Source organism: Mycobacterium sp., from assembly GCF_046095365.1.
Classification (GTDB): domain Bacteria; phylum Actinomycetota; class Actinomycetes; order Mycobacteriales; family Mycobacteriaceae; genus Mycobacterium.
Genome location: NZ_JBJTJF010000047.1, coordinates 1 through 3,523, shown reverse-complemented (window position 1 = coordinate 3,523; position 3,523 = coordinate 1). Strand labels below are relative to the sequence as shown.

Genomic DNA, 3,523 nt, shown 5'->3' with positions numbered 1-3,523 from the left:
ACACCGGTGTAGCCGGTGCCGCCGTCGCCGCCGGCCGCGCCGGTACCGGCCAGTCCGGCGTCGCCGCCGTTGCCCGCGGTGCCCAGCGTCACGCCGTCACCGCCCAGGCCGGCCTTGCCGCCCTTGCCGCCGTTGCCGGCATTGCCACCGTTGCCGCCGGCCTGGCCGTCGGTTCCCGCGGTGAACGGATCGGCGCTCGGATCACCGTTGGCGCCGGAGCCGCCGTTGCCGCCCGAGCCGGCATCGCCGCCGTCACCGCCGTCACCGCCGGCCGCGTCGGCGCCGTCGGACGCGCCGACGCCACCCTTGGCGCCACCGGCGCCACCGAGTCCACCGTTGCCGCCGGCGCCGCCGGCGCCACCGTTGCCGCCGGACTCACCGAGTCCGTCACGACCCACGTAGCCGTCGCCGCCCATGCCGCCGGCACCACCGGTGCCGGCGGTCCCGCCTTCACCGCCGTTACCGGCGGTGCCCAGGGTGACGCCGTCGCCGGCCACACCCGCCGCGCCACCGGCGCCACCCGTGCCGCCGGAACCGGCATTACCACCGGCTTGCCCGGCGGTGCCGTTCCTGTTGCCCAGCGTGCCGTCCGTGCCGTCGCGGCCCGAGCCGCCGTTACCGCCGATACCCGCGGCGCCACCGGTGCCGCCGTTGCCGGCCGTGCCGTCCGTGCCGCCGGGCGTTCCGGTGCCGGCCGCGCCGCCGGTGCCACCGGCGCCACCGGCGCCGCCGTTACCGCCGTTGCCGCCGGTCTGACCGGACGCGTCGGCTCCGTTGTAGCCGTTGCCGCCGAAGCCGCCGTCGCCGCCGTTGCCGGCCGCACCGCCGTCGCCGCCGCCGCCCCGGGTGCCGCTGCCGGCCGCCCCGGTGCCTTCGGTGCCGCCGTTGCCGCCGCGGCCGCCATTACCGCCGGCGCCGCCGGCCTGACCGCTCGTGCCGTTCGGGCGGCCCGCGACCAGCCCGTCGACACCGTAGATGCCCTGGCCGCCGTCACCGCCGTACCCGCCGCCGCCGCCCTGGCCGCCGTTGCCGCCGACAGCGTCCTTGCCGTCGACGCGGCCGGTGCCACCGGCACCGCCGACCCCGCCGAGCCCACCGTCCCCGCCGGCGCCTCCGTCGGTCCCGGACTCGCCGGTGCCGTCCACCCCGGTGTAGCCGTTGCCGCCGGCGCCACCGGTGCCGCCGTTGCCGGCAATACCGCCGGCGCCACCGAGACCGGTCAGCCCGCCGGCGGCGGTGCCGCCGCCCTCGCCGCCGAGGCCGCCGTTGCCGCCGTCGGCACCCGAGCCGCCGTTGCCGCCGGTCAGGCCGTCGCTGCCGTTGGTCACCGCATCGGTGGCGGATACGCCGTTGAGACCCGCCCCGCCGTTGCCGCCTGAACCGCCCCGGCCGCCGTCGCCGCCATTGCCGCCCGCCGCGTCGAGGCCGTCGAGGGCGCCCGCGCCGCCGGCCGCGCCACCGGCGCCGCCGTTGCCGCCCAGGCCGCCGTCGCCGGCCAGGCCGCCGTTGCCGCCGTCGGCGCCGGTCTGGAAGCCCGCCGCCAGACCGTTGCCGCCGTTGCCGCCCCGGCCGCCGACGCCGGCCGCGCCGCCGTCGCCGCCGTTGCCGTTGGTGCCGTCCCGCGCCAGACCGGCACCCTGGCCGCCGGTCCCGCCGGTCCCGCCGGTGCCGCCGTCGCCCGCGTTGCTGCCGCTGGTGCCGTCCAAACCGTTCGGGTTCTGCACAGTTCCGTTCTTGCCGTTCGTGCCGGCGGCGCCGTCGCCGCCGACGCCACCGGTACCGCCCGTCCCGGCGTTGCCGCCGGCGGCGTCGATGCCCTTGGTGCCGGTCGCACCGCCGGCCTTGCCGCCGAACCCGCCGCCGCCGCCGTTGCCGCCCAGGCCGCCCTTGCCGCCGTCGCCGCCGTCGACACCGAGCACCGTCGAGGTCCAGCCGGCACCGCCGACGCCACCGGTCCCGCCGGTGCCGCCGACACCGCCGTCGCCGCCGCTGCCGTCGATGCCCTTGGCGGCGCTGCCGCCGCCGGCGCCCGCCACGCCGCCGGTACCGCCGTCGCCGCCGGTACCGCCGTTGCCGCCCGACAGCGCGTCGGTGCCGTTGGGCCGGCCCTTGCTGTCACCGGGTGCGCCCTCGATACCGGACCCGGCGTTACCGCCGGCACCGGCGCCGCCGCCCTGACCGCCGTTGCCCCCGACAGCGTCCTTGCCGTTGACCGAGCCCAAACCGCCTTTACCGCCGGAGCCGCCGTTGACACCCAGGCCGCCGTTGCCGCCGTCCGAACCGTTCTCGCCGGTGCCGGCCTTACCGCGATAGCCGACGCCGCCGGCGCCACCGATGCCGCCGACACCGGCCACCCCGCCGTCGCCACCGACACCTCTGGCCCCGTCAGCGGCCGTGCCGCCGCCCTTGCCCGCCGCGCCGCCGTTGCCGGCGTCGCCGCCGTTGCCGCCGTTACCGGCGGTCTGGCCGTCGGTGCCGGCCGTCAGCGGGTCGGTGCCGGCGAAGCCGTTGAGGCCCGAGCCGCCATTGCCGCCGGAACCACCACGGCCGCCCTTGCCGCCGTCGCCGCCGACGGCGTCGTCGCCCTTGACCGCACCCGCCCCACCGGCCAGGCCGCCGAGACCGCCGGTGCCACCGGCGCCGCCGCTGCCGGCCGACCCGCCATTGCCGCCGTCGGCGCCGGTCTGGAATCCGCCGGCCAGGCCGTTGCCGCCGTTGCCGCCGGCACCGCCGGTGCCCGCCGCGCCACCGTGGCCGCCGTCGCCGTTGGAGCCGTCAGGCGCGGAGCCTGCACCCTGACCGCCGGTGCCCCCGGTGCCGCCGTCACCGCCGTTGCCGGCGTCGCCGCCGTCAGTTCCGTTGCCGCCGTTGATGTTCTGGAGAGTCCCGTTCTTACCGCTGGTTCCGGCCCTGCCGTTGCCACCGGAACCGCCGAAGCCGCCGGTGCCGGCGTCGCCGCCCGCCGCATCCTTGCCGTCGGTGCCGGTCGGACCGCCCTTCACGCCGGCCTTGCCGCCGTCGCCGCCGTTGCCGCCCAGGCCGCCCTTGCCGCCGTTGCCGCCGTTGACACCGGCCACGGTGGAGACCCAGCCCTCGCCGCCGACGCCGCCGTTGCCGCCCCGGCCGGCCACGCCGCCGTCAGCGCCGCTGCCGTCGACACCCCTGGCCGCCTTGCCGGCACCCGAACCCGCGGCGCCGCCGTTGCCACCGACACCGCCGCTACCGCCGTTACCGCCAGAGAGGGCGTCGGTGCCGTTGGGCCGGCCCTGGCTGTCGCCGGGCGCGCCTTCGATGCCCTGTCCGCCGTTGCCGCCGGCGCCGGCCGCGCCGCCGTCGCCGCCGCCGGCCTTGAAGAGGCGCGTGAGGCGGTTGCGCAGGCCCTTGCGCATCGCGGCGACGCTGAGGTTGAGGCGCGCCGCGCGCTCCGCGAGGCGGGGCAGCCGGACCGCCTGCGAGAAGTCCCGGCGCCGCTGGCCGCGGCCGCGGGGGGGGCCGGCGCGGGCGCGACCCCGTGGCCGCGGGG

1 pseudogene is annotated in these 3,523 nt (G+C 79.8%); it reads right to left on the bottom strand.

The annotated features are described in order from the left end of the window. A pseudogene (locus ACKOQ4_RS03230) lies at nt 1–3,389 on the bottom strand (PE family protein); the annotation flags it as partial. Between the last annotated feature and the right edge of the window lie 134 nt (nt 3,390–3,523).